Genomic DNA, 24,129 nt, shown 5'->3' with positions numbered 1-24,129 from the left:
CTCAAAAGCTGTGATCTTTTGAGGAATTTCAAGAATGAAACTGTCCCGTATTGCTTTGGCCGTGGCGCTGTTGCCCGGCGTATCGGCGTTTGCCGCCGAGATCGAGCATGAACTGCCGAACATGCTGATCACCTCGGCGCGCCAGGCCGAACCCCGCACGCAGGCTACCGCTGCCAACACCCTGTTCACCCGCGCCGACATCGAGCGCCTGCAAGCCCGCAGCGTGCCTGAATTGCTGCGCCGCGTTCCCGGTGTGCAAATCAGCAGCGCTGGCGGCGTGCCCTCCCTGTCGTTACGCGGCACCGGTACGGCACAGACGCTGGTATTGCTCGACGGCCAGCGTATTTCGTCGGCAACCAGCGGTTTCGCCCGCCTCGACTATCTCGCCATCGACAACATCGAGCGCATCGAAGTCATCCGCGGCCCCCGCTCGTCGCTCTATGGCGCCGACGCCATTGGCGGCGTCATTCAAATCTTCACGCGCAGCGGCAAACGGGGCGTGCATCCCGAAGTGCGCCTGGCCGCCGGCAGCGACCAGACCTTCCAGCGCAGCCTGAATTTATCAGCCGGCACTCAGCAAACACGCATCCATCTCGGTGCCAGCCTCGATGAGCGCGACGGCTTCGACATCACCCGCGACAATCGTGGCGCCGATGGCGACGACGACGGCCAGCGCACCAAGGCGCTGCATTTGAAGCTGGATCACCGGTTCAACGCCGATTGGAAAACTGGACTGAGCCTCAACGACCAGCGCGGCGACAACGAGTACGACGATGCTTACGAGTTCGCCCCCGGCATCCCGCAGGACGAGTTTCGCCTCAGCAGTTACAGCGGTTATCTGGACGGGCAGCTGGGCGAAATTTGGAACAGCCGCATAGAACTAGGGCGCAGCTTCGATCGTAATCGCGCGATCGGCTCTGCGTACAACGACAGCCTCCTGGAAACCACCCGTCATTCCGCCGCCTGGCTCAATCGACTGCAACTGAGCGAGAGCCAACAGCTGAGCCTTGGTAGCGACTGGTACGAGGACCGCCTCGACGCTACCACTGCCTACCAAGAGGACAGCCGCGACAATCTGGCCTTCTTCGCGCAACACAGCTTTGAGGGCGAAGGCTTCGGCACCGAACTCGGCTTGCGCCACGATGACAATGAGCAGTTCGGCACCCATAACAGCTGGAATGCTGCGTTCAGCCTGCCGGTAGGCCTATCGCAGCGATGGATACTGAGCTACGGCGAGGGCTTCCGCGCGCCGACGTTCACCGACCTCTACGCACCGCCAGCATGGGGCCCCAATCCGGACCTGGAACCGGAGACTTCCAAAACCTACGAGCTGCAATGGCGCGCCGATTTCGACGGCACCCTGGTCGAAGCCTCGGTTTACCGTACCGACGTGGAAGAGCTGATCGCCTGGAGCGGCAATCGTATGGAGAACGTCGCCCACGCACGGATCAACGGCTTCGAGGCCAGTATTGCCCGTGAACTGCTGGGTTGGCAGGCCAATCTTGGCTTGAGCATCATCGACCCGCGTGACCGCGACAGCGGCCACGTACTGCCGCGCCGCGCCAAGCGCACGCTCAGTCTTGACCTTGACCGCACATTCGACACGCTTTCGGTCGGCGCCATCTGGCATGTGTCCAGCACCCGTCACGATGACGCGGCCAACACTCAGGAGCTGTCCGGTTATGGCGTTCTCGATCTGCGCGCGGGCTGGCAGAGCCATCCCGAGCTGCGCTGGGAGGCCAAGGTCAGCAATCTGTTCGACCGCGATTACGCGTTGGCAACCTATGATCGCCCAGCCGGGCCGTCATGGACCGATCCAACGCAGAACCATACTTATCGCGAAGCCGGCCGCACCGCGCTGTTCGCAGTGACTTGGACGCCGTCGCTCTAAGCGTTAATGATGGGCGCGCGCCATCAGGGCGCCGCCCGAGCCATCACCTCGCAGAGCTTCCCGATCGCCCCGAGCATTTGGAAGCTCGGGCGCTCCAGCCCCTTATCCGGCACTGCCCACAACTGGTCTTTACGCACCGCGGCGAGCTGCGGCCAACTTTTCCACTCGACGAGCTGCGCACCACTGCCGGCCAGGATCACGTCCGGATTCCTCGAAAGCACCGACTCGATGCTGACCTGGGGCGCAGGCAGGTGTAGATCGGCGAACACGTTGCGACCGCCACAGACTTCAATGGCTTCACTGATGATCTGCCGTCCACCGAGGGTATACAGCGGGCGATTCCAGATCTGATAGAAGACCGCCAGCGGTTGCTCGCGGTGGTAACGTTGGCGCAGCTGCTCCAACCCATCGGTGAACTGTTGTTGCAATTGGCGCCCCTGCTCGCCCCGTCCGATCCGCTCGCCGATCAACGCGAATTGCTCGGCCAGCTGTTCGAGCGAGGTCGGCTCCGCAACCAGCACCGGAACGCCAAACTGTTTGAGCTGCTCATGCTGCGCCCGGCTAATGCTATCCGGCCAAAGCAGTACCAGGGTCGGTTGCAGGGCAAGCAGACTTTCCATTTCCAATTGCCCGATCCGCCCCACCGATGGCACCTCGGCCAGCGCTGCCGGCCGATCCCCGCCGTCGAGCACGCCGACCAGCAGATCGGCTGCGTCCAGTTCCAGCATGATTTCGCTCAGCGAAGGCGCCAGGCTGATCACTCGCTCCGTCGCCCCATACGCAGGCGAACTCAACAACGCGACCAACAGCAGCAGGATCGGCATCATTGCAGCTGTCGCGGCACGCGGTAGAGCATCAGCATTACCAGACTGCCGCACACCAGCAGCAACTGAGCGACGGATTCCAGCCCCAGCGGTGCGCCGAACGCCGCCAGCCAGGCCGGCAGAGCCGCGGTCCGTAACGCACGTAGCCGAATGGCGCGCAATGCCGTCCAGGCGGAGGGCTCTGCATCGGTGCCCAAGGCTTTTTCCGTGGCGATCAGGATGTGCTTGTAGGACGTGAATCGGGGCAGATTGAGAAACAGCGTGGCGAGACCAATGCCGAACAGTGGCAAGGCGAGATGTTCAGCGAAGCGGCCTGCCAGTTCGGGAAGTTGTCGGCTGATGAGCACCGGCACCACGATCAGAAGCAGGTGCACCCAACCGTCGCGAGACAACTGGCGACGAGCGGCTCTGCGGTTCACGACTGCTCGGCTTCGCCCTGGTGAATCTCGCCCAGCATATGGCCCAGCTTGCCGGCCTTGGTGGCAAGGTACCTGCGGTTGTGCGGGTTGTGAGCGATCTGCAGCGGCTTGCGCTCGGCGATACGGATGCCGAAGCCCTGCAGCGCCTTGACCTTGCGTGGGTTATTGGTCATCAGCTTGATTTCGGAAATGCCCAGGTGCTCCAGCATCGGCAGGCAAATCGCGTAGTCGCGCATGTCCGGCGCAAAGCCCAGGCGCTCGTTGGCCTCAACGGTATCGGCGCCTTGATCCTGCAGCTCGTAGGCGCGAATCTTGTTCAGCAAGCCGATACCACGCCCTTCCTGACGCAGATACAGCAGCGCGCCACGCCCCTCATCGGCGATAGCCTTCAACGCGGCCTCCAGCTGGAAGCCGCAATCGCAACGCAGGCTGAACAGCGCATCGCCCGTCAGGCACTCCGAATGCAGGCGGCCCAGCACGGGCTTGCCATCGGCGACATCACCCATCGTCAGTACGACATGCTCTTTGCCCGTGTCCTGATCGAGAAAACCATGCATGGTGAACACACCGAACGGCGTCGGCAATTGGGAAGCGGCGACGAAGACGACAGACACCGGAGAGACTCCAGAAGGCGGAAAAGCGGGCATTGTAACAGCAGAAGCAAGCTTGAAGCCCGTGTGCAGGCTGACGCCACACGCTTATGTTTTGACTTCAAGCTTTCAGCTTCAGGCTTCCAGCTGCTTCGCTTAAATCTTCGACTCAAGCCTCAACACGCCCTGGTCCTCGCGCCAGCTGACCCGGCCGAGAAAACTCATGCCCAGCAGCGCCTCGGTGGGCGATGAGCCTTCCACCACCACCGCCTCCACGCCCATCACATCGATGGCGCCGACCTTGACGCTGTTCAGATGTACCTGCCAGGCCTTTGCCGTACCGCTGGCAGTGCCGACCACGATCTGCTTGCCGTCGACGCGATAGTCGATGCCCAGACGGCGCGCCTGATTTTCATTGAACGCCACCGAGGTAGCGCCGGTGTCGACGAGAAACTGCACCGGTTGGCCGTTGATCGAACCAGCGATCCAGTAATGGCCACCCTGCCCCTTGGCGATGCTCAGTTGCTTACGCTCGGGCTCGGCAAAGCCCGAGCTCAGCTCACGGCTAAGACTGTAGCTCCGCTCGACACCTTCGATGCGCAGCACGGCACCTTTGGCGTCGGCACTGATCACTTCGACACCGCCCGGCCCCATCTGCCCGACACGGACCAACTTGCGCTGGCCATCGACGTTAAGAACTGCAGCGCCGGGAAACAGGCCCACCACCTGTACGCGCGGCGCGGCGGTACCGGTGAAAGCAATCAGCGACAGCGTGGCAGCGAGCAGCAGGGCGACGGAACGCATCGGGGGATCTTCCTTGAGGCACGGGCGGAACGGCATTCTTCCATGGCCATGCGCTGGTTACAGCGACCAGACGCACAGCCCGGCTCAGCCAAGCAGCATGACGACCAGATGCACCACCGCACAGGCGGCGAAGCCGGCGAGAATGTCGTCGAGCATGATCCCGAGGCCACCGGTCACATTTCGATCGATCCAGCTCAGCGGCCAGGGCTTGACGATGTCCAGCACGCGAAACACGACGAAGCCGAGCAACAACCAGTGCCAGCCTGCCGGCACCAGCCAGAAGGTGATCCAAATCCCAGCAAACTCGTCCCAGACGATGCCTTCATGGTCATGCACGCCCAGATCCTGCGCGACCTTGCCGCACAGCCAGATGCCGAACAGCATGCTGGCGACGATCACCAGGCCGTAGCCCCAGCCGGGCATGGCCTGCCATAGCGGCACGAACGCCAGCGCCACCAGCGACCCCCAGGTACCGGGCGCTTTTGGCAAGGTACCCGATCCAAAACCGAAAGCCAGGTTATGCCAGGGATTGCTCCATACCGACACGGGCATTGGCTCGGCGGCAGGCTGCAGGGAATCGGTCAACGGGTTGTCCTCTCGTTCAGGCCTGGATAGGCCGGTCAGCTCTCGAAATGATTGTAGCCACGAGGGCCGACGCCGATGGCATTGCCGCCGGCGTCGAGTAGCTGCACACCCTCGCCCGACGTTACGTGGCCGATCACATGGATTGGCCAACCCTCATCCAGCAGCGCCGGTAACGCCTCGGCTGGCAGGGTGAACGCCAGCAGATAATCATCACCGCCGGTCAAGCCGCACTGCAGGGCCTGTTCCGCACCAGCGAAGCCCAGCAATACCTTCGAAAGCGGCACGCTGGACTGCTCTATGCACAGCGAGACTCTGGACGCGGCGGCAATATGCGCACAATCGGCCAGCAGACCATCGGAGATATCCAGCGCGGCCGTGGCCTTGCCGCGCAAAGCGCGTCCCAACGCGAGCTGCGGTTGAGGTGTCCAGTAGCGTCGCAAAAGCGCCGCCGCCTCGACCGTATCGCTCTCACGCTCACCCAACACGATCGGCAATGCACCCGCGGCATCGCCCAGCGCACCGCCAACGCAGAGCAGATCACCCGGTTGCGCCCCGCTGCGCAGCAATGCCTGGCCTGCCGGCACACGTCCGAACACCGTCAGCGTCATGCTCAGCGGACCGCGCGTGGTATCGCCGCCGATCAGACGCATCGAGCAGCCTGCCGCCATCGCGTCGAGCCCGCGAGCGAATTCGCACAGCCAGCTGGAATCGGCCGTCGGCAACGTCAGCGCAAGGGTAAAACCGATCGGCGTGGCACCCATGCCAGCCAGATCGCTGGTCGATACCGCAAGCGCGCGCTGGCCGAGCAGGTAGGGATCGCAGGAATCGGGAAAATGTACGCCAGCAACCAGCGTATCGGTGGAAACCGCCAGTTGCTCGCCTGCCGGCAATGCCAGCAGAGCGCAATCATCACCGATGCCCAACGCAACATCGCCGCCAGCCCTGGCACAAGCGGCGGCGGCGAAGTAGCGGCGGATCAGTTCGAACTCACCCATCGGTCGGTGCAGTCTCAGCGCTTGCGAGCGTTGACTTCAGCGCTGCGCAGGCTGGGCGCCAGCTTATCCAGCACACCGTTGACGAACTTGTGTCCATCGGTAGCGCCGAATACCTTGGCCAGCTCGATGCCTTCGTTGATCACCACGCGGTACGGCACGTCGATGCGGTGCATCAGCTCGTAGGTGGACAGGCGCAGGACGGCGAGTTCCACCGGGTCGAGCTCATCCAGCGGACGATCGAGATGCGGCACGATGGCGCCATCGACTTCCGTCTTGGCGCGCGCCACGCCAGTCAGCAACTCATGGAAGTAAGTGCCGTCGACGCCGGAGAAATCGTTGTCGACGCGAAATTGCGCCTCGATTTCGTTCAGGCTCTGGCCTGCCATGTGCCACTGATACAGCGCCTGCATTGCCAGGCTACGCGCCACACGGCGCGTCGCGATCTTGCCCTTGGCCTTCGGCTGGGGCTCCTGGCTGTCGTCGTGATTGAGGCTCACTTGGCCTCCAGCTGCGCCAGCAGGCTCACCATTTCCAGAGCGGAGAGTGCGGCTTCGGCGCCCTTGTTGCCGGCCTTAGTGCCGGAGCGCTCGATGGCCTGCTCGATGGAGTCGACGGTCAGTACGCCAAACGCGACCGGCACGCCGAATTCCATGGAAACCTGGGCCAGGCCCTTGGTGCATTCACCGGCGACGTACTCGAAATGCGGAGTACCGCCACGAATGACCGCACCGAGGGCGATGATGGCGTCGTATTCACCCTGCTGAGCGACTTTCTGCGCCACCAGCGGGATTTCGAAGGCGCCCGGCGCGCGAATGATAGTGATGGCGTCTTCCGGGATACCGTGGCGTGCCAGCGTATCGACGGCGCCGCTCACCAGGCTTTCGACGACGAAGCTGTTGAAACGGCCCACTACGAGGGCGAATTTGCCCTGCGGGGCGATGAAGGTACCTTCGATGGTCTTCAGGGACATGGGTGTTTTCTCATCTCTTTAAAGAACGAAGGCGCCGCGACTTGCGCGGCGCCTCTGATTATTCGGCCGGCAGGTATTCTACAACTTCCAGATCGAAGCCGGATATCGCGTTGAACTTCATTGGCGAACTCATCAGGCGCATCTTGCGCACGCCGAGGTCGCGCAGAATCTGCGAGCCGGCACCAACGGTGCTGTAGGTCGCGGGCGTCGGCGGCTGCTGGCGGTTGAGCTGCGCCAGCAACTGCGGACCAGTCAGCGGATTACCGAGCAACAGCACCACGCCGCTGCCCGCCTTGGCCACTTCGCTCATCGCAGCGCGCAGGCTCCAGCGTCCTGGCACGGTGACCAACAGCAGATCGCGCAGCGGCTCCATGTTATGTACGCGCACCAGCGTTGGCTCTTCCGGCGATATCTCGCCACGGGTCAGCGCCATATGGACGGTGTCTTCAACGCCGTCGCGGTAGGTGACCAGCTTGAACTGCCCCAGCTCGGTTTCCAGCGGTTGCTCGGAAACGCGCTCGACGGTGCGCTCGTGGATCATCCGGTAATGAATCAGGTCGGCGATGGTGCCGATCTTCAGGCCATGCTGTTCGGCAAAGACTTCCAGTTCGGGCCGACGCGCCATGGTGCCGTCGTCGTTCATGATTTCGCAGATCACGCCGGACGGCTCGAAACCGGCCATCCGCGCCAGATCGCACGCCGCCTCGGTGTGACCGGCACGCGCCAGCACGCCGCCGGGCTGAGCCATCAGCGGAAAGATGTGACCAGGGCTGACGATGTCCTCGGCCTTGGCCTCTTTCGCTACTGCCGCCTGGACGGTGCGGGCGCGGTCGGCAGCAGAGATGCCGGTGGTCACGCCAACCGCCGCCTCGATGGAAACGGTGAACTTGGTGCCAAAGCCTGAGCCGTTACGCGGCGCCATCAGCGGCAGCTGCAGGGTTTCACAGCGCTCGCGGGTCATGGGCATGCAGATCAGGCCGCGTGCGAACCGGGCCATGAAATTGATGTGCTCGGCGGTCACACATTCCGAGGCGATGATGATGTCACCCTCATTCTCGCGATCCTCGTCATCCATGAGGATGACCATCTTGCCGGCGCGGATGTCTTCAATCAGTTCTTCAGCGGTGTTCAGAGCCATGTGGCCGAATCCTTCTAATTTAACGAGCGCGGTTCAGGTAGCCGTTTTCGGCCAGAAAGCTTTCTGTCAGGCCCGAGGCATTCGGCTCGGCTGCCTTGTCACCCATCAGCAGGCGCTCTAAATAACGCGCTAACAGATCCACTTCCAGATTCACCTGCCGCCCGGGGCGGTAGTCGACCATGATGGTTTCGGCCAAGGTGTGCGGGACGATGGTGAGCTCGAACTCCGCGCCGTTCACGGTATTTACCGTCAGGCTGGTGCCATCGACCGTGATCGAGCCCTTGAGCGCGATGTACTTGGCAAGCTCGCGCGGCGCGCGGATGCGGAACTGCACGGCGCGGGCGTTTTCCTCGCGCGCCACCACCTCACCCACGCCATCGACGTGACCACTGACCAGATGCCCGCCGAGACGACTCGACGGCGTCAGGGCCTTCTCGAGATTCACCCGGCTGCCGGCCTTGAGGTCGACGAAGGCAGTACGGGCCAGGGTTTCGCGGCTCACGTCAGCCCAGAAGCCACTGCCCGGCAACTCCACGGCAGTCAGGCAGACGCCGTTGACCGCGATGCTGTCGCCAAGTTTGACGTCTGACAGGTCCAGCTTGCCGGTCTCGACCAGCACACGGACGTCGCCGCCCTTGGGCGTCATCGCACGAATGGTCCCGATGGACTCGATTATTCCTGTGAACATACGGCCTCCCGTGGAAGGCTGTTGAAACGATGCATATGACCAACTCCTGTTTTGGATAAAACAGGGCGCTGCAGATCGATAGGGAGTAGACGCGCGCACGAACGGCGCCCGTCGAGGCATCCCGCTCTCTCTCATCCGGACTATACCGTCGGCCCCGGAATCACACCGGGTCTGCTGACCTTGTCTAAGACAAGCGCTCGCGGGCTAGGCACGAATTGAAAGCTACTGCGCTCAGGTCATGCTGCGTTGTAATCCTCCTCGAAATGCTCATTCACCGCAGTAAATTCCGCTTTCTCGTCGAATCACGCCTTGCCTGCCCTGCGCTCGCTACGCTTTCAATGTTTTTATAGCTGCGCCATTACCGCCGGTGGGGAATCTCACCCCGCCCTGAGAACGTGGGTCGGTTAGGACCCGGCGCAGTTTTTACCACAAACGAGCCGATTCTGCAGCCGGCAAACGACCGTTTGACTGCCGAGGCAGCTGCTCAAAAAAATTCCTCATCTCAAGCAACTAGCGCTGCGCTTGTTTGTCCATACGCATCAGAATCGGCCTGACAACGCGATTGCCGCGAACTCGTGCCGACGCAAAGCAAGACGATCAGGATGGAACGTCACTCCGCATTACGTCGTACCGACACGCCGAGCCAGGATCCGCTCGCACTTTTGGCGATCCCCCGCGCAGACCAGGACACGATCAGGAAGAACGCTCCGAACCTTCACATGTGCCGCGAGGGATGGGTATGTCAGAGGTTACGGCTATGGACACGTCGGCTGCCGTTCAGGCTGCCGAGATCGACCGCAATGGGTTTGCGGTCATCGAGCAATACATTTCAGCCGAAGTACTCGAGCAAGGCCGCGCGTTTATCGAGCAGCAAGCAGCCAATCACGAGGGCGAGTACTTCGCAATTCACGGCATCGAGGCGCTGGGCGGCAGCATCGTGGCAGCATTGGCGCTTTCCGCCCCCTTGAAGGAAACGCTGGCGGAGCTGTATCACCTCCAGACGGGACGGGAGCCTGCGGCAACGGAGCAGATCTTCCCGGTGATCCGCTGTCTGCAAGGCCGCAACGGACTCAAGCAGTCGCATTTCTATCACTTCGATGCCACGGCGGTCACCGCGCTGCTTCCGCTGTTCATCCCGACCGAGGGTGAACACTGCGGCGACTTGATCATCTTTCCGAACCTGCGGCGCGTTCGCTTCAATGCCTTGCGCAACGTGATCGAGAAGGCGGTGCTGCATAACACTCTCAGCCAGAAACTGGTCGCCTTTGCGGTGAAACGCGGCTGGCTACGGCCGATCCGTTTGAAGCTGGTGCCCGGCAACCTCTATCTGTTTTCGGGCTACCGCAGCCTGCATGCCAACGACCAGTGCGACCCGGCCATGCTGCGCGCCACCGCGCTGTTCCACTTCGGCAACCCTCACCATGACAGCCTGCTGGCGCGGCTCCTGCTGGGAGCCAACAAGCGCCGGGCGAAACTTGACCACAATGGACTCAAGCCGGTGAATTGAGCGAGCTGATCCGTCTGGTCGAGATCGGGTCAGCCGACCGGACGAGCGACGATGCGCCAGTCGTCGCCGACCGCCCGGATATCCTCGATTTTCATTTCGGGCGCTTCGCTCATGCGCGCCAGCGGCAGGTCAAGCAACGGCCGCGCCGAGGAACCGAGAAATTTCGCGGCGACGAATATCTGGTATTCATCGACCAGCCCCAGCGCGGCAAAAGCACCGGCGAGACGTGGGCCGGCTTCGAGCAGCACTTCGTTGGCGCCACGATTGGCGAGTTCGACCAGCAGACCACGCAGATCGACACGACCCACATCGCTGGCTAGCGCCAATAACTCATGACCTGCCGCCTGATAGCTTGCCGCCTGCTCATCGCCAGTGCTGGCCACCAAAGCCGAGCCAGCCTGAAAAAACGGCGCATCCAGCGGTACGCGCAAACGTCCATCGACCAACACGCGCAGCGGTGGACGCTGCATGGCCAGCGCGGTCAGTTCGTCGTCCAGCCCCAGCTCGGCAGCGCGTACCGTCAGCCGCGCGTTGTCCATCAGCACCGTGTCGGCACCGGTCAGCACCACGCTGGACTGCGCGCGCAGCCGCTGCACTTCCGCGCGTGCCGCCGGGCCGGTGATCCATTGGCTTTCGCCGCTGGCCATGGCAGTGCGGCCGTCGAGGCTCATCGCAAGTTTCGCGCGCAGCAGTGGCAAGCCGGTTTCCATGCGTTTGACGAAGCCGGCGTTCAGCGCCCGCGCTTCGTTTTCCAATACGCCGCTGGCGACCTCAATGCCGACGCTGCGCAAGCGTGCCAGACCACGGCCGGCAACCTGCGGATTGGGGTCCTGCATGGCCGCGACCACGCGCCCAATACCCGCCTCGACCAGCGCTTCGGCACAGGGCGGCGTCCGTCCGTGATGGCTGCAAGGTTCTAGCGTGACGTAGGCGGTCGCACCGCGCGCACGTTCACCGGCCTGAAGCAGCGCATGGACCTCGGCATGCGGCTCGCCGGCTCGTACGTGCCAACCTTCGCCGATCAGCTCGCCATCCTTGACGATGACGCAACCGACTCGCGGATTGGGATGTGTCGAATACAAGCCTTTGCGCGCCAGTTGCAGCGCGCGGGCCATCCAGGCGTGATCGTTGCTGTTCATTCGGTTTTCGCAGGTTCGCGCGACAGACGCTCGATTTCCTCGCGGAACTCGTTGAGGTCCTGAAAGCGGCGATAGACGGAAGCGAAGCGGATATAGGCCACCTCATCGAGCTTTTGCAGCTCGGCCATTACCAGCTCGCCGAGCACCCGCGATTTGATTTCGCGCTCGCCGGTGGCCCTCAGCCTGTGCTTGATGTGGGCGATGGCTTCTTCCAGCCGCTCGACGCTGACCGGGCGCTTCTCCAATGCGCGCTGCATGCCAGCACGCAACTTTTCTTCGTCGAACGGCTGGCGACTGCCGTCCTGCTTGATCAACCGCGGCATGACCAGCTCGGCGGTTTCGAAGGTGGTGAAACGCTCGCCGCAGGCGAGGCATTCGCGGCGGCGACGGACCTGATCGCCCTCGGCAACCAGGCGCGAGTCGATGACTTTGGTGTCATGTGCAACGCAGAAGGGACAATGCATGGTTTAGAGCTGTCAGACGTCGGAGAGCCATGGTAGCGCATCGCGTCGGCAAGACAAATCGAGCGGATTGTTGCTATACAGGCGCGCATCAACGTCACGTTCTGGAGCCGTCCGTGCAGTTACGCCCCTTCATGTTGCCCGTCTTGCTCCTGGCCCTGGCCGGCTGTTCGAGCCAGGAGACCCAGCGCCCCGCTGCCCCCGTCACCTTTAAGGAACCGCCTCAGGCGACCACCCCGCTGCACGAGCTGCACGGTAGCCTGCTCGGCGTCCCGGCCGACAGCGAGGTCGACCTGGCCCTGCTGGAAGTCAACCGCCGGGACCAGCCCGATCGTTTGTTGAGCAATGTCAGTTTGAAAGGGCGCGGCGGTGAGTTGCCGTTCATTCTCAAGTTCAACGCCGAGAATTTCCCCAAGGACCAGCAAGTCGAACTGCGCGGCCGAGTCACCCGCTCGGGGCAGTTGATCATGCGCCTGCCGGCTGTGCAGATCAGCAGTCCGGCCAGCCAATCGCTGGGGCCGCTGCGCCTGGTCCCGGCGCCTTGATCCCGCCCGTTGAATTGCAGGCGGCATTGGCCGACCTGCTCGGCGACGCACGCCTGAGCATCGCAACCCTGCCCGATACCGACATCCGCCTTTGGCTGATCGATGCGAACAATATGGACCGTGCGTTCAGCCCCGAGGAAACCCGGCGGATTCTCGAAGAGCCGCCCTACTGGTGTTTCTGCTGGGCCAGCGGCCTGGTGCTGGCGCGCTGGCTGGCGGAGCGCCCCGAGTGGGTGCGTGGCAAGCGGGTGCTGGATTTCGGCACGGGTTCGGGCGTTGCGGCGATCGCTGCCGCCAAGGCGGGCGCGGCGGAAGTCGTCGCCTGCGATCTCGACCCACTGGCGCTGGCGGCTTCCCGGGCCAATGCCGAGCTCAATGGCGTTCAGCTGAGTTATTCCGAGGATTTTTTCGCCGAGGCCGACCGCTACGACCTGATCATCGTCGCCGACGTGCTCTACGACCGCGCCAACCTGCCGCTGCTGGATCAGTTTCTGAGCCGAGGTCGCGAAGCACTGGTTGCGGATTCGCGCGTGCGCGACTTCCAACATCCGCTATACGAGCGCCTGGACATCCTCGACGCCTGCACCTGGCCGGATCTGGCCGAACCAGCGGAATTCCGTCGAGTCAGCCTCTATCATTCGGTAAGGCGTGGAGAAGAGAGCGTTGGGCGGCTGGAAGTCGGGCGCTTGGCTGCCGGATCGACCGTTGAAGCGCTTCAACCGTAGCGAGGGCGAATACCGGAGGCTGAGGAAGCGATGACGACCGAAAAAGACCTGCGCCTGTTCTTTGCCCTACCCTGCCCGCCGACGCTGGCGGATGCGATTTGCAGCTGGCGCGACGCTCAAGGGTTCGATGGCCGACCGGTGGCACAAGCCAATCTGCACCTCACCCTGGCTTTTCTCGGCAGTCAGCCGACGAGCGCATTGGAGGCGCTGAAGCAGCTCGGCGGCCGTTTGCGCGCCGACGCCTTCAGGCTGCGGCTGGATCAACTACGGGTCATCGGTCATGGCTTCGCCTGCTTGATCCCGAACCAGATGCCGACGCCGCTGAGTCAACTGGTCGAACAGCTGCATGCGGGCCTGTCCACACACGGTTTCGCCCTCGATGCGCGTCCGTTTCTGCCGCATGTGACGCTCATACGCGATGCGCGGACGCAACCAACCACAACGCCGCCCGCGTTCGAATGGCCAGTGGATCGTTTCGGCCTGTTTCTTTCCACCCATACGCCGAGCGGCGTGCACTACCGTGAACTGGCGAGTTGGCCCCTGACCGCAGCCAACGGCTGACTGACCGCCACTTGCTTCCGCTTCGGATCGCCCCCACTTAACATGCTCGCCATTTCGCACGCGCCCATTTCGAGAGTTCCGATGAGCCAGACTCCTTTCATCTTCGACGTCACCGCCAGCAACTTCGAACAACTGGTGCTGGAAAACTCCTTTCACAAACCGGTACTGGTGGACTTCTGGGCCGAGTGGTGCGCTCCGTGCAAGGCACTGATGCCGCTGCTGGCGAAGATCACCGAGGAATACCAAGGTGAGTTGCTGCTGGCCAAGGTCAATTGCGATATCGAGCAGGACGTGGTGGCGCGCTTCGGTGTGCGCAGCCTGCCTACCGTGGTGCTGTTCAAGGACGGTCAACCGGTCGACGGCTTTGCCGGTGCCCAGCCCGAATCGGCGATTCGCGCCATGCTCGAACCCCACGTGCCGGCACCCGCTGCGCCCGATGCCGATCTGCTCTCGACCGCGCAGGCGCAGTTCGCCGAAGGGCGCATCGGCGAGGCGGAAAGCCTGCTCAAGCAACTGCTGAGCGAAGACAACGAAAACGCTGCGGCGCTGATCCTCTATGCTCGCTGCCTGGCCGAACGCGGCGAGCTGGGCGAGGCCGAAACGGTGCTCGGTGCGGTCAAGGGCGACGAGCACAAGCAGGCACTCGCCGCCGCACGCGCTCAATTGACCTTTCTCCGGCAAGCCGACGACCTGCCGGAAGTCGCCGACCTCAAAAGCCGTCTTGCACACAACGCCGAGGATGACGAGGCGGCCTATCAGCTGGCGATCCAGCAACTGGCACGCCAGCAGCACGAAGCGGCACTGGAAGGATTGCTCAAACTGTTCGTGCGCAACCGCAATTACGCCGACGGCCAGCCGCACAAGACACTGCTGCAGATATTCGACCTGCTGGGCAACGACCATCCACTGGTCACGACTTACCGGCGCAAGCTGTATCAGGCGATTTACTGAACCGGGAAAGGGGCAACCGCCAGGCTGCCCCTCTTCTGCACGAATTGCCTCGCCGGTAGGGTGCGCTTAGCGCACCGGCATCAGCCCAACATCCGCCGTAATTGCCCACAATCACGCGCATGCAGATCGGTCAGCTCCGGCCAGAGGTTTTCCGGCAGGTTGACCAGCACGCCACGAGCGCCAGCCGCCTTCGCGCACTCCAGGTCGAAGCGGTAGTCGCCGACCATGACCAGTTCCCGCGGCGGCACCGACCATTTCTCGGCGAAATGCAACAAACCGCCAGGATCGGGTTTGGGCGGCGCCTCGTCGCGGCCAAGAATGTCGTCAGACACAAAGCAGTCGCCCATGCCCACCGCCTGCAAGGTCACCAGCGCCAGCTCATGGGCATTGCGCGTCAGCACGCCGAGCCGGCACCCGCAGTCACGCAGCTCGTGCAGTAACCCCAGCGCGCCCGGTGCCGGCGTCGCGGCATAGGCCAGTTCGCGCTCGTGTTCCAGCAACCACGCGCGCTTGCTTGCTGCCTCATCGTCCGGCAACGCGGCGAGGTGATGGAGAATGTCGTCTTCCAGCGGAATATCCAGCGCCCGCTTGATCGCCGGAAAATCATGCACGGCGATGGTCAGGGTGCCGTCCATGTCGAACACCCAATGCCGCGCATCGGCCAGCTTCACTTCCAGTCCTCACGCACGCGAATCAGGCCTTCCTGCGCGACCGAAGCGACTAGTTCGCCGGCGCGGTTGAAAATGCTGCCACGGGCGAAACCACGTGCGTTGCCGGCCCAGGGGCTGTCCATGGAGTACAACAGCCAATCGTCCGCGCGCACTTCACGGTGGAACCAGATGGCATGGTCGAGGCTCGCCAGCTGGATGAATTTGCTCCAGGAACTGACGCCGTGCGGCTGCAGCGCGGTGCCGATGAAGCTGAAGTCCGAAGCATAGGCGACCAGATATTTGTGCAGTGCGGCGTTGTCGGGCAGCGAACCATCGGCACGGAACCAGATGTGCCGAATCGGCTCGATCGGCGCGGGATTGATCGGGTCCTGCAGCGTCACGGGACGAATCTCGATGGGCTTGGGACGACGCAGTTTTTCGGCTACCCGCGGCGGCACCAGCGGCGTCAGCTGATGCAGCAACTCCCACTCGCTGAGCAGATTTTCCGGTCCCGCCACCTCGGGCATCGGCAGCTGATGCTCATAACCGGTCTCGTCCGCCTGGAACGAAGCGCTGCAGGTAAAGATGGTCTGCCCTTTCTGGATCGCGCTGACGCGCCGGGTGGTGAAGCTGCCGCCGTCACGCACTCGGTCGACGTCGTAGACCACCGGCTGATGTGAATCACCCGGGCGCAAGAAATAGCCGTGCATGGAATGCACATGACGCTCAGGCGCCACGGTCTGGCTCGCCGCGGACAACGCCTGACCAACCACCTGACCGCCGAACAGTTGCGGGAAGCCCAGATCCTGGCTCGCGCCACGAAACAGGTTTTCCTCGATTCGCTCCAGCGAAAGCAGATTCACCAACGTATCCAGGGTGTCGGTCATGATGTTGTTCCTTTATCTAGGCGGCACGGGCAAGGCGCGCAATATTACGGATTCGGCAGGTTTCGCTCCAGCAATTGTGCTTATCGTCGGGCAATGGCCCGGCTATCCCGACGCATCCGGTACAACACGTGTGGGCGCAGCGGATGCCCCTCGGCCACGCCAGGGTGTTCGAAGTCTTCCTGCGGTTCATGCTGCATGCCAAGGGCTACCATCAGCCCTCTGGACGGTTCGTTGAGCGCAGCGGTATAGGCCACCACCTCCGCCAGTTGCAGACGTTCGAAGGCGCAGTCCAGAGCCGCCTCCGCCGCTTCGCGGGCCAGGCCCTGGCGCCACTGATCGCTGGCGAGTCGCCAACCGATCTCCACGGCAGGGCAAAACGGCTGTTGCAGGCGGCTCCAGGCCAGACCGGCCATGCCAATGAAGCGCCCGTCGTCCTTGCGCTCCAACGCCCAGAAACCGAAGCCGTGCCGCGCGAAGTGAATACGGCAGCGCGCCATCGCCGCCGCGCAGTCGTCACGCGAGAGCAACGCCGGGAAATAGCGCATCACCCGTAGGTCGGAGCACATCTGGGTCAATGGTGTGAGGTCGCTGTCTTGCCAGCCGCGCAAGCGCAGGCGCGGTGTCTCCAGTTCGATACGTACTGTCGCTTCTTCCATGCCGCTTCCTTGAGAGGGCCGTTGCCGAGTGGGCATACTTCCGGCTGACCACTCGGGCGCCGAACGATGTCTCTACCGTTGATCTTTCATGATGATTACAGCCCGCCGTTACCGTCCGGGCATCGCTTTCCGATGGAAAAGTTTCGGCTGCTACGTGATCACCTGATTGCGAGCGGTTTGACCACGGATGAAGCACTGTTGCGCCCGGAAATCTGTCCAGCCGACATCCTCGCTCTCGCCCATGACCGCACTTACGTCGAGCGCTACTGCACGGGAGACATGAACCGCGAGGAACTGCGCCGCCTCGGCCTGCCCTGGAGCCCGCAACTGGCGCAGCGCACGCTGCGCGCGGTCGGCGGTTCGCTGCTGGCTGCCGAGCAAGCGCTGGAATATGGGCTGGCCTGTCACCTGGCGGGTGGCACGCACCACGCGCACCACGACCACGCCTCGGGCTTCTGCATCTTCAATGACCTGGCGGTGATCGCCCTGTCGCTGCTGGAAAGCGGCCGGGTTGGTCGTGTGCTGATCTTCGACTGCGACGTGCACCAGGGCGACGGCACCGCGCGCATCCTCGAACAGGTGCCGGATGCGGTGACCGTGTCGCTGCATTGCGAGAAGAATTTTCCGGCGCGCAAGGCGCGAAGCGACTGGGACATCGGCCTGGCACCGGGCCTGGGCGACACCGATTACCTCAAGACGGTGAACGACACGCTGGATTATCTGCTGCCCCTGTACCAGCCGGATCTGGTGATCTACGACGCCGGCGTCGACGTCCACCGTGACGACGCGCTGGGCCTGCTCAACCTCAGCGATGAGGGGCTGGCAATGCGCGACAGCGCGGTCATCGAACATTGCCTGGGGCGCGACATTCCGCTGGTCGGGCTGATCGGCGGCGGCTACGACAAGGACCGCGCCCTGCTTGCCCGGCGCCATGCGCAGCTGCATTTCAGCGCCGCCGCAGCATGGGAGCGTTACGGGCTGGGTTGAAGCCGCATTTGGCTAGGGCTTTTTGTATGGGCGGATGCACGATGATGTCGGCGAGTATCGGAACGGCATTCGCTACAATGCCGGCCTCGTACCGCCAGGCCTGAACCATGCTTTCGATTCCTACGCCTTCCCGCGTCGCCATCATCGGCGGCGGCCCAGCCGGGCTAATGGCTGCCGAAGTGCTGAGCCAGGCCGGCATTGCGGTCGACCTCTACGACGCCATGCCGTCGGTGGGTCGCAAGTTCCTGCTGGCCGGCGTCGGCGGCATGAACATCACTCACGCCGAGGATTTCGCCGCATTCGTCGAGCGCTACCGCGAACGGGCCGGCGAGCTGCGGCCGCTACTCGAAGCCTTCGATCCAAATGCATTGCGCGAGTGGATTCACGGCCTGGGCATCGACACCTTCGTCGGCAGCTCCGGCCGGGTGTTCCCCACCGACATGAAGGCCGCGCCGCTGCTGCGCGCCTGGCTCAAGCGCCTGCGCGACAGCGGCGTGCAGATTCACACCCGCCGCCGCTGGCTGGGCTGGAGCGACGATGGCCAGTTGCGTATCGCCGGGCCGGAAGGCGAAACGCTGCTGAAACCGGATGCCACCCTGCTCGCCTTGGGCGGCGGTAGCTGGGCTCGGCTGGGGTCGGACGGCGCCTGGGTGCCGCTGCTTGAAGCCCGTGGTGTCGCCATCGCGCCGCTGCAGCCAGCCAATTGCGGTTTCGAGGTGGCGGGCTGGAGCGCGCACCTCGTCGAGAAATTCGCCGGTGCGCCGCTGAAGACCGTCAGCCTGGCTTTGCCCGGCGAAACACCGCGCAGGGGCGAATTCGTCCTCACCGCGACCGGCATCGAAGGCAGCCTGGTCTATGCGCTGTCGGCGAACGTCCGTGAGCGGATCAACGCAACGGGCTTGGCATCCGTTCTGCTCGACCTGTTGCCGGATCGCTCCCACGCGCAGATCGCCGCCGCTCTGGCCAAACCGCGCGGCTCACAGTCCACGGCCAAGCACTTGCATCGCCAGTTGAAGCTGGACGGCGTAAAGGCCGCCCTGCTGCGCGAACTCACCGACGCCGAAACCTTCCAGAGCCCGCAAGCACTCGCCGCAGCGATTAAGGCCCTGCCGATCACCCTGCTGCGCCCACGCCCGCTGGACGAAGCCATCAGCAGCGCGGGCGGCGTGCCTTTCGAGGCGCTGGACGACAAGCTGATGTTGCGCCAGCTGCCCGGCGTGTTCTGCGCCGGAGAGATGCTCGACTGGGAAGCGCCGACCGGAGGCTATCTGCTCACCGCCTGCTTCGCGAGCGGCCGCGCCGCAGCCGAGGGTATGCTGGATTGGCTGACGGCGAAGCCTGAGCCGAACCCCATCGCCCATGCGGGCACCTAGACAATGAATAGGACGCCGTTGATCGGTGCCGCACATAAGCTGCAAGACTTCGACGCAGGCCGAAATCACATCCGGCGATAGCCTCTCGGCGTCACGCCCACCTCACGACGAAAGACTTGGGAAAAGTGGCTGGGGCTCGAATAGCCAACTTCCATGCTGATCTCGATGACGCTCATCTCCGTCTCCAGCAATAGATGGCGTGCGCGTGCCATGCGCAGGCGGATGAAATATTGCGAGGGCGACAGGCCCGTGGCGCGCTTGAACAGCCGGCTGAAGTGGTAGTCACTAAGGCCGGCGATCTGCCCCAGGTGAGGCAGGCAGAACTCCTCGGCCAGACGCGCCTTCATAGTTTCGATGACGCGGCGCAACTTGTAGGCCTGTAGCGCATTCGCGCCCCTGGCGGCGTTGTGCGGGTCCGGGTAGGTGCGCACCAGATGTATGGCCAGCGCCTGGGCCAGGCTGTGCACGAATAGCGGGCTGGGCTGACGCTCGCTGAACAGCTCCAGCCGCAGCTGTTCGAGCAGAAAGGTCACACGCTCATCACGAGCGCCGGAGACATCGAGAAAACTCACCGGGTTGCAGTTGTCACCGTACAGATCGCGCGCGGCCTGCTCGATCAGCGGCAGGCTGAGATAAAGATGCATCACTTCGAAACGGGCGTCGCCCTGCACCTGCCAGCGCATCTCGTATGGCTCGCTGGTGCTGGTCAGGAAGAAGTCACCAGCGTGAACCTCGGTGGCTTGCCATTCGCCATCGAGGGCACGTTCTTCGACCGTAGCAGCGCCGGACAGCACCAGCACCAGCAGCGGCTCCACCACGGCGGGAACCAGGATAGGTTCGGCAAGGCCCTGATAGCTGAACAGTTGCACTACCACATCCTGCACTTGCGGGCTCGGCGGCAGGGACAGCGGCTTGCCGGGTAAAAAGTGCGGCATCGCTTCGCGATCACGCGCTGGCCGTCCATCACGGGAGGCAGATCAGAATCGGATTGCTGCAAGGATGGCTCCATTGCGAAGTCCACAAAACGCGACGCGATCGAAAAGGTTAGCTCAGGGCCGGTATCTGGGATGTGTATCTGGTCGGGCTAATGCGCTGGATGGAAGCCCACCCCTCACCCCGACCCTCTCCCCAAAGGGGCGAGGGGGCGGATTGAAGCCACTGAATCATCGTGGGTGGGCCTGACACCTGAGCAATCCCCTCTCCCTGCGGGAGAGGGCTAGGGTGAGGGGTAGGCGGTTAGCACCAAAGGACGACTGGCTATTCTCAGCTTCGCGCAAGACTCCAACAGTCCGCGCAAGGCCGCGAAAGCCGTGGTGCCGGGTTTGCGCGACAGTGAGCCCGACATCGCTCACAAGCGCCCGGCTGGCGAATGTCTCGCCCGGCCCGTATCGGAGGAAATACGCATGACTGATATCACATACCGCGTTCCCCAGGAAGTCGAAGGCAAGGTCGCCCTGGTTACCGGAGCCGCCAGCGGCATCGGCAAGGCCATCGCGCAAATGCTGCATGCACGTGGCGCGAAGGTGGTTGCCGAGGATCTGAACCCCGACGTAGAGGCGTTGGCGCAGCCCGGGCTGGTGCCCCTGGTGGCTGACATCACCGCCGACGGCGCGGCCGAGCGTGCGGTGGGGCTGGCGGTGGAACAGTTCGGACGGCTGGATATTCTGGTCAACAACGCCGGGATCATCATCAACAAGCCGGTCATCGAAATGACCCGCGAGGATTGGGAGCGCATCCAGGCGACCAACGTCACCGCAGCCTTCCTGCATTCGCGCGAGGCGATCAAGGCGATGCTGCCGAACCGCTCAGGCGCCATCGTCAACATTGCCTCCTACGCCTCGTACTTCGCCTTTCCCACCATCGCCGCCTACGCGGCCTCCAAAGGCGCGCTGGCACAACTGACGCGCACCCTGGCGCTGGAGGCAATCGAGCACGGCATTCGCGTCAATGCCATCGGCGTAGGCGATGTGGTCACGAACATCCTCAACGAGGTCGTCGACGACGGCCCCGGCTTTCTGGCCAAGCACGGCGAAGCCGCGCCCATCGGTCGCGCTGCACAACCGGAAGAGATCGCCGAGGTGGTGGCCTTTCTGGCCTCGGACCGCGCCAGCTTCATGGTCGGCTCGGTCGTAATGGTCGATGGCGGCATGACGGTGACGGCCGGCTGAGAGCGGAGCCAAATTCACGGCCGTTTCCTTCGAGGCGCTCGACGACAAACTGATGCTGCGCCAGCTACCGGGCGTGTTCTGCGCCGGTGAGATGCTCGACTGGAAGGCGCAGACCGGCGGCTACCTGCTCATCGCCTCTTCGTGAGCAAGGCAGCGGCCGGACGATATTGCGGTGGCTGGCTGGCGTTAAGCGAATCGATGGTCGTGCAGCATGGCCGGCACATGAGCGCGCGACTCACGATGACTCAAGGCTGTATCGGCCCTACGAGCTGAGCGTCAGCCTAGTCCCGCGCCGCTTTGATGCGGTGTTCCCAGCGTCGTTTCGCGAAGCGGCGCATGTTGGGAATGTCATCGGTCTCGTCCATGATCGGCTGGCCGATGATGTATTCGATCACGTCTTCCAGCGTCACCAGCCCTTGCCAGCTGCCGAACTCGTCATAGACGAGGCACATGTGCTGACGCTCACGCATCAGCTGAGTCATCAGGTTTTCTACGCTCGTCAGTTCCGAGGTGATCTTGATGGGCTTCATGATCGAGGCGACGGTGCTGTCATCCGCTGCGGCCAGAATGTCATAACGAAAGACCACGCCCAGCGGATCTTCGTTGTCGCCGATGACGGGATAGCGCGAGAACTGGCTTTCGCTGACCTTTTGTTTGAACGCCGCGACGCTGTCGTCCGGCGACGCATACTCGCACACAGTCCTTGGGGTCAGGATCGCGCGGAGCTTGATTTCGTGGAGGTCCAGAATATTGCCGATGACGCGCTGCTCGTCCTCGTCCAACTGGTTCGTCTCCCGGCCGAGCAGGGCCAGCGCCTTGATCTCCTGACGAACGTTATGCTCCGGCTCCTTGCCGCCAAACAGCCGCATGATGAAATCGGAAACGACAATGAACGGCTTGAGCAGAACGATCATTCCCTTGAGGAATGGAGGCAGGAACGGCGCCAGCTCCCGCCAATACCGCGCACCGATGGTTTTCGGCAGGATTTCCGAGAGAACCAGGATCAGGACGGTCATGATGGCGGACGCAGCACCAAGGTAGCCGCTGCCGAACACGACCGTGACCTGGGCGCCAACGCCCGTCGCGCCGACCGTATGGGCAACCGTATTCAACGTGAGAATGGCGGCCAACGGCTGGTCGACCTTCTCCTTCAGGTGCTTGAGGCGTTCATAGAGCTTGGGATTCGTCACCTTCTGGTGTGCGATGAAACTCGGGGTAATCGATAGAAGCGCCGCTTCCAGGATCGAACAGATGAAGGAAACGAGGATGGACAGAACAGCGAAAGCGATCAGGAGGGCCATAGGGCGGCGAGGTGGCTACGTAGTGAGGAATCTGCAATTTACAGGAACCTGCAATGACCTTGCGTTTGCAGGGGGTTCATCCTTGCTACATTTCATTTCTGCGACTAACCACAGCTCGCGGCCCGGCTAGGCCCCGCTCACTTGCCTCCAGCGAAGCCGTCCTTATCAACCGGAGAGCTGCCTGAACAGCGCGACTGCGATCACCCCAGCAGCGATCGCGGGCAACGGTTTCTTGAGCATCAACATCGTGACAGCCGTAACCAAGAAAGCCAGTCGAGCGCCGTTGTCTCCATTAACCGCCATGGGTGTAAGCAACGCCACCAGCACTGAGCCAGACATAGCGCTGATGAATTGCTCGGTCCTGCGGTTGATGGGCACGAACGACATCACGAACACACCGCCCCAGCGGGTTGCCAAGGTCACCACGGCCATGATCAGGATGATGATCAGCGCGCCAGAACCTGCCGTTTCCAAAGTCAATTCTGCTTCTCCATCCACAACGCGCCCAATATGCCGCCTGCGAGCGCGCCTGCAACGACATGGCTATTGGCGGGCAGATACCAGTACGCCAACATCGATGAACATCCGGCGACGATCCAGACAATGGCCATCCGCAGATCTTTCTTGCCGCCAACGACCATCGCCAACAGGAAACACCCCATGACCATGTCCAATCCCAGGCTGACCGGATCATGGATGGCACTGCCGAAATAAAGGCCAAGCCAGGTCCCAAGCACCCAGAACGTCCAGAGCGCGAGACCGCCACCGAACAAGATACCCAGCCCAGGCTCATTGCGTCCGAACGCTTGCATCGACATCGCCCAATTGGCGTCCGAGACGACGAACATGACGGCATAGCGCTTCGACGGCGGCAATTGACGCAACCACTGATACAAGGTCGCGCCCATCAACAGATGCCGGGCATTGACGGCAAATACGGTTACCACCAGCGGAACGAGCGGAACATGGGTGCCCCAGAGTTCCAGCGAGGCAAACTGTGAAGCGCCGGCAAAGACCAGGCCGCTCATGAGCATGATGGAATAACTATCCAACCCGGCCTGCGCCGCAGCCAGACCAAAGGCCAAACCAAACACCACGACAAAAAGCGAAATAGGCGTCAGCTGCTTGAAGCCGGCCCATACGTCATGGCGGCTGAGCGCGTGAAGTTCTGCATCAGTATTTGCCAAAAGCCACCTTTTTCCCTTTCAATAGCTGTAGATGGGCCCGACGAACAAAGCGCGCCCCATGAACGCGTGGGTCCCGGTTGAAAGCCGTTTCATTCAGGAAGCATCAAACGACGGTCGTCTAGGCTCA

Annotated in this window: 27 protein-coding genes, 2 pseudogenes and 1 riboswitch; of the genes and pseudogenes, 10 read left to right on the top strand and 19 right to left on the bottom strand. The window is 62.9% G+C overall.

All coding sequences use genetic code 11. From position 1 onward, the window contains the following. Positions 1–34: 34 nt before the first annotated feature. The gene (locus GYM54_RS17120) at positions 35–1,891 is read left to right on the top strand and encodes a TonB-dependent receptor domain-containing protein (protein ID WP_197445897.1); all 1,857 of its coding nucleotides are present in this window, start codon (positions 35–37) and stop codon (positions 1,889–1,891) included. Between the two features lie 23 nt (positions 1,892–1,914). On the opposite strand, the gene GYM54_RS17115 is transcribed toward GYM54_RS17120, so the two are convergent. The 10 genes from GYM54_RS17115 to GYM54_RS17070 form a co-directional block, all read right to left on the bottom strand. Further along, the gene (locus GYM54_RS17115) at positions 1,915–2,718 is read right to left on the bottom strand and encodes a cobalamin-binding protein (protein WP_197445898.1); all 804 of its coding nucleotides are present in this window, start codon (positions 2,716–2,718) and stop codon (positions 1,915–1,917) included. Continuing rightward, positions 2,715–3,134, bottom strand: coding sequence for a hypothetical protein (locus GYM54_RS17110; RefSeq protein WP_197445899.1), 420 nt, complete (start codon positions 3,132–3,134; stop codon positions 2,715–2,717). The genes GYM54_RS17115 and GYM54_RS17110 overlap by 4 nt, the downstream gene beginning before the upstream one ends. Then, on the bottom strand, positions 3,131–3,748 hold the full coding sequence (ribA, locus tag GYM54_RS17105) for a GTP cyclohydrolase II (protein WP_197445900.1): 618 nt from the start codon (positions 3,746–3,748) through the stop codon (positions 3,131–3,133). The genes GYM54_RS17110 and ribA overlap by 4 nt, the downstream gene beginning before the upstream one ends. Before the next feature lie 132 nt (positions 3,749–3,880). Further along, positions 3,881–4,528 carry a TIGR02281 family clan AA aspartic protease gene (locus GYM54_RS17100; RefSeq protein ID WP_197445901.1) on the bottom strand — a complete coding sequence of 216 codons (648 nt, stop codon included), beginning with the start codon at positions 4,526–4,528 and terminating at the stop codon, positions 3,881–3,883. A gap of 84 nt (positions 4,529–4,612) precedes the next feature. Then, complete coding sequence (locus tag GYM54_RS17095) at positions 4,613–5,113, bottom strand: phosphatidylglycerophosphatase A (protein WP_374105174.1); 501 nt, start codon at positions 5,111–5,113, stop codon at positions 4,613–4,615. Between the two features lie 35 nt (positions 5,114–5,148). Continuing rightward, on the bottom strand, positions 5,149–6,108 hold the full coding sequence (gene thiL, locus GYM54_RS17090; protein ID WP_197445902.1) for a thiamine-phosphate kinase: 960 nt from the start codon (positions 6,106–6,108) through the stop codon (positions 5,149–5,151). Between the two features lie 14 nt (positions 6,109–6,122). Then, entirely contained in the window at positions 6,123–6,605 is a 483-nt protein-coding gene (nusB, locus tag GYM54_RS17085) for a transcription antitermination factor NusB (protein ID WP_131649752.1), read from the bottom strand. Further along, a complete protein-coding gene (ribE, locus tag GYM54_RS17080; protein ID WP_197445903.1) occupies positions 6,602–7,078 on the bottom strand; it encodes a 6,7-dimethyl-8-ribityllumazine synthase in 477 nt (158 codons plus the stop codon). Before ribE ends, nusB begins: the two co-directional genes overlap by 4 nt. 58 nt (positions 7,079–7,136) lie before the next feature. Further along, positions 7,137–8,216: a bifunctional 3,4-dihydroxy-2-butanone-4-phosphate synthase/GTP cyclohydrolase II gene (gene ribBA / locus GYM54_RS17075; protein WP_197445904.1), complete on the bottom strand. Its 1,080-nt coding sequence runs from the start codon at positions 8,214–8,216 to the stop codon at positions 7,137–7,139. Positions 8,217–8,235: 19 nt separating this feature from the next. After that, positions 8,236–8,904 carry a riboflavin synthase gene (locus tag GYM54_RS17070; RefSeq protein ID WP_197445905.1) on the bottom strand — a complete coding sequence of 223 codons (669 nt, stop codon included), beginning with the start codon at positions 8,902–8,904 and terminating at the stop codon, positions 8,236–8,238. Between the two features lie 119 nt (positions 8,905–9,023). Continuing rightward, positions 9,024–9,303: riboswitch (FMN riboswitch) on the bottom strand. 358 nt (positions 9,304–9,661) lie between these two features. Here GYM54_RS17070 and GYM54_RS17065 point away from each other — a divergent pair. After that, a complete protein-coding gene (locus tag GYM54_RS17065) occupies positions 9,662–10,411 on the top strand; it encodes a hypothetical protein (RefSeq protein ID WP_197445906.1) in 750 nt (249 codons plus the stop codon). 29 nt (positions 10,412–10,440) lie between these two features. Here GYM54_RS17065 and ribD read toward each other — a convergent pair whose 3' ends face one another. Both ribD and nrdR read right to left on the bottom strand, forming a co-directional pair. Next, positions 10,441–11,550 carry a bifunctional diaminohydroxyphosphoribosylaminopyrimidine deaminase/5-amino-6-(5-phosphoribosylamino)uracil reductase RibD gene (ribD, locus tag GYM54_RS17060; protein WP_197445907.1) on the bottom strand — a complete coding sequence of 370 codons (1,110 nt, stop codon included), beginning with the start codon at positions 11,548–11,550 and terminating at the stop codon, positions 10,441–10,443. After that, the gene (nrdR, locus tag GYM54_RS17055; protein WP_131649746.1) at positions 11,547–12,014 is read right to left on the bottom strand and encodes a transcriptional regulator NrdR; all 468 of its coding nucleotides are present in this window, start codon (positions 12,012–12,014) and stop codon (positions 11,547–11,549) included. The genes ribD and nrdR overlap by 4 nt, the downstream gene beginning before the upstream one ends. A gap of 113 nt (positions 12,015–12,127) precedes the next feature. On the opposite strand from nrdR, the gene GYM54_RS17050 reads away from it, so the two are divergent. The 4 genes and pseudogenes from GYM54_RS17050 to trxA all read left to right on the top strand — a co-directional run bounded on the left by GYM54_RS17050 (position 12,128) and on the right by trxA (position 14,793). Then, positions 12,128–12,556 (top strand): YbaY family lipoprotein, encoded by a 429-nt coding sequence (locus GYM54_RS17050; protein ID WP_374105173.1) that lies wholly within the window; start codon positions 12,128–12,130, stop codon positions 12,554–12,556. Next, positions 12,553–13,203, top strand: a pseudogene (locus GYM54_RS17045) (methyltransferase); the annotation flags it as partial. The gene GYM54_RS17050 and the pseudogene GYM54_RS17045, both read left to right, overlap by 4 nt. Positions 13,204–13,311: 108 nt before the next feature. Beyond that, positions 13,312–13,842, top strand: a complete 531-nt coding sequence (gene thpR / locus GYM54_RS17040) for an RNA 2',3'-cyclic phosphodiesterase (RefSeq protein ID WP_197445909.1) — start codon at positions 13,312–13,314, stop codon at positions 13,840–13,842. Between the two features lie 81 nt (positions 13,843–13,923). Then, entirely contained in the window at positions 13,924–14,793 is an 870-nt protein-coding gene (trxA, locus tag GYM54_RS17035) for a thioredoxin (RefSeq protein ID WP_197445910.1), read from the top strand. Between the two features lie 80 nt (positions 14,794–14,873). Here trxA and GYM54_RS17030 read toward each other — a convergent pair whose 3' ends face one another. The 3 genes from GYM54_RS17030 to GYM54_RS17020 all read right to left on the bottom strand — a co-directional run bounded on the left by GYM54_RS17030 (position 14,874) and on the right by GYM54_RS17020 (position 16,986). After that, positions 14,874–15,464, bottom strand: a complete 591-nt coding sequence (locus GYM54_RS17030; protein ID WP_197445911.1) for an HAD family hydrolase — start codon at positions 15,462–15,464, stop codon at positions 14,874–14,876. After that, entirely contained in the window at positions 15,461–16,330 is an 870-nt protein-coding gene (gene tesB / locus GYM54_RS17025; protein ID WP_131649741.1) for an acyl-CoA thioesterase II, read from the bottom strand. The genes GYM54_RS17030 and tesB overlap by 4 nt, the downstream gene beginning before the upstream one ends. A gap of 80 nt (positions 16,331–16,410) precedes the next feature. Continuing rightward, positions 16,411–16,986 carry a GNAT family N-acetyltransferase gene (locus tag GYM54_RS17020; protein WP_181099849.1) on the bottom strand — a complete coding sequence of 192 codons (576 nt, stop codon included), beginning with the start codon at positions 16,984–16,986 and terminating at the stop codon, positions 16,411–16,413. Between the two features lie 66 nt (positions 16,987–17,052). Here GYM54_RS17020 and GYM54_RS17015 point away from each other — a divergent pair, with 66 nt between their 5' ends. Further along, positions 17,053–17,973, top strand: coding sequence for a histone deacetylase (locus GYM54_RS17015; protein ID WP_197445912.1), 921 nt, complete (start codon positions 17,053–17,055; stop codon positions 17,971–17,973). Positions 17,974–18,080: 107 nt separating this feature from the next. Beyond that, positions 18,081–19,346, top strand: coding sequence for a TIGR03862 family flavoprotein (locus tag GYM54_RS17010; protein ID WP_197445913.1), 1,266 nt, complete (start codon positions 18,081–18,083; stop codon positions 19,344–19,346). Positions 19,347–19,411: 65 nt separating this feature from the next. Here GYM54_RS17010 and GYM54_RS17005 read toward each other — a convergent pair whose 3' ends face one another. Next, positions 19,412–20,281, bottom strand: a complete 870-nt coding sequence (locus tag GYM54_RS17005; RefSeq protein ID WP_197445914.1) for a helix-turn-helix domain-containing protein — start codon at positions 20,279–20,281, stop codon at positions 19,412–19,414. Positions 20,282–20,749: 468 nt separating this feature from the next. On the opposite strand from GYM54_RS17005, the gene GYM54_RS17000 reads away from it, so the two are divergent. Next, a complete protein-coding gene (locus tag GYM54_RS17000; protein ID WP_197445915.1) occupies positions 20,750–21,514 on the top strand; it encodes an SDR family NAD(P)-dependent oxidoreductase in 765 nt (254 codons plus the stop codon). Between the two features lie 22 nt (positions 21,515–21,536). Further along, a pseudogene (locus GYM54_RS16995) lies at positions 21,537–21,659 on the top strand (hypothetical protein); the annotation flags it as partial. A gap of 136 nt (positions 21,660–21,795) precedes the next feature. On the opposite strand, the gene GYM54_RS16990 reads toward GYM54_RS16995, so the two are convergent. From GYM54_RS16990 to GYM54_RS16980, 3 genes are all read right to left on the bottom strand, one after another. Further along, entirely contained in the window at positions 21,796–22,815 is a 1,020-nt protein-coding gene (locus GYM54_RS16990) for a CNNM domain-containing protein (RefSeq protein WP_131649735.1), read from the bottom strand. Positions 22,816–22,980: 165 nt separating this feature from the next. Beyond that, a complete protein-coding gene (locus GYM54_RS16985; RefSeq protein WP_131649734.1) occupies positions 22,981–23,295 on the bottom strand; it encodes an AzlD family protein in 315 nt (104 codons plus the stop codon). Beyond that, positions 23,292–24,002 (bottom strand): AzlC family ABC transporter permease, encoded by a 711-nt coding sequence (locus GYM54_RS16980; RefSeq protein ID WP_197445916.1) that lies wholly within the window; start codon positions 24,000–24,002, stop codon positions 23,292–23,294. Before GYM54_RS16980 ends, GYM54_RS16985 begins: the two co-directional genes overlap by 4 nt. Positions 24,003–24,129: the final 127 nt, after the last annotated feature.

This window comes from Pseudomonas sp. MTM4, from assembly GCF_019355055.1.
Taxonomy (GTDB): Bacteria; Pseudomonadota; Gammaproteobacteria; order Pseudomonadales; family Pseudomonadaceae; genus Stutzerimonas.
Note: the sequence above shows the minus strand (reverse complement) of the source record. Positions and strands in the feature narration are given on the sequence as shown.